Origin of the sequence: Microvirga tunisiensis, assembly GCF_009296175.1 — a bacterium.
Taxonomy (GTDB): domain Bacteria; phylum Pseudomonadota; class Alphaproteobacteria; order Rhizobiales; family Beijerinckiaceae; genus Microvirga; species Microvirga tunisiensis.
Genome location: NZ_VOSK01000742.1, coordinates 1 through 1469, shown reverse-complemented (window position 1 = coordinate 1469; position 1469 = coordinate 1). Strand labels below are relative to the sequence as shown.

The following is a 1469-nucleotide window of genomic DNA, read 5'->3' as shown; positions in this document are numbered from 1 at the left end:
AGCTCGAGTTTAGCCCATCACACGGCATGGCAGAGTGCGTATACCAAGCATCGCTGAAGCGCCTGTGAGGGTTTTGGCGTTTTGTGCCGGCGCCGGGATGTGAGTAAACCCGTTTCGCGCCAGATAGCCTGCCGCACAGCCGCGAGAGTATCCGCAAACGTCGGATGAGACTTGCGGTACCAGCTGTCGGTCCAAACAGCTGTGCGGGTCTGATGATGGAGTTGGCCTGCCAGCAGGGTCACCATCGAGAACAGACCGAACAAGCAGGGCGTGGTGCGGGCCACGGCACGATCCGACCATTGCCGCTGCGTCTCCACTCCCAGATGGGCGCGCGCCTCCTGGAACGTGACCTCGATCTGCCAGCGCAGGATGAACCAGCCGATGATCCGCAGCGGAGCCCGCGTGGGGTCGGTGCACAGCAGGGCCTGCGGCGAGAAGCGGCCGAGCGGATCGCGCACCAGCACCCAGCGGATCGGCACGACCGGCTTTCCGCTATGATACCACACCGCGGTTGCGGAGCAGAATTCGATCAGGCGATCGCCTTCGCCATACCAGCCGGGCACCGTGACGCGGCGCCAGCGTGTGCTCGTCCGCGTCAGCACCTCAGACAGCTTCGGCAGGCGAGTTCCTTTGGTGCGCGGCCGGCCCGCCGTCCCCGGCCGGCGCCGTGGGGCCGGCTCGTAGAGAGCAGCATCGAGCCGCAGCCGCGTGACGCAGATGACACTACGGCGGGACAAAGCCGCCAGCAGCTCCAGAGCGGCAAAACCCATATCGGTGACCAGCACCAGCTCGCGCTCGGGCAGCCAGCGCCGGACCTGCAGCACCATCTGGCGGGCCCAATCGGTCAGCGTCTTGTGCCGCTGTCCGCGCTCACAGCAAGACCGCTCGGAGGGCGCCAGGGCCGTCAGGAACGGCAGAGCCCAGGTCCGGGCGGCCCATGGGATGGGCGCCAGCAGCATGAGGCTGAGCCAGCGCAGGCCTGAGGCCTTGACGAAGTGGGCGTCGGAGGAACGCACTGGGTCGCGATAAATGCCCTTGGCTGCGATGCGCTTGCCGCGCCGACGCTCGATGGTGTCGTCGAGACCGAGAATGACCGGACCCGCCGGGACAAAGGCATGGATCAGCAGGCCCAGCAACAGCCGGGCGCCCGCCTGGCCACTCCAGCGAGCCCGGCTGAGCACGCGATGATAATTGACGAAGTGGCGCTCGCGGCTGAGGCCACAGATGCGCAAGATGCTGGTCACGGTGCGCTTGCCGGGGGCCAGGATGGCGCCGACGAGCAGCACCTCGGCATGGCGCCAGGTGCGGTGGCGAAACAGCGGCGCAAAGGCTACAATGATCGCGGCGAAGCGGGCGGGCAGGTGCAGCATGGCGGCGTCTCTTGGCGGAAACTCTGCCAGTCTACCGCATCGTTCGCTTCGCCGCCCCTCGCTCTCACATCACCCGTCAGAAATGGCTAAACTCAAGCT

The 1469-nt window shown here is 66.6% G+C and carries 1 protein-coding gene; it reads right to left on the bottom strand.

Features of this window, described 5'->3' with window-relative positions:
- Positions 1-17: 17 nt before the first annotated feature.
- Positions 18-1370: an IS701 family transposase gene (locus tag FS320_RS43310; protein WP_152718644.1), complete on the bottom strand. Its 1353-nt coding sequence runs from the start codon at positions 1368-1370 to the stop codon at positions 18-20.
- Positions 1371-1469: the final 99 nt, after the last annotated feature.

Excerpts from the sequence above, each read along its gene's own strand:
- FS320_RS43310 (WP_152718644.1), bottom strand. The coding sequence starts at position 1,370 with ATGCTGCACCTGCCCGCCCGCTTCGCCGCGATCATTGTAGCCTTTGCG.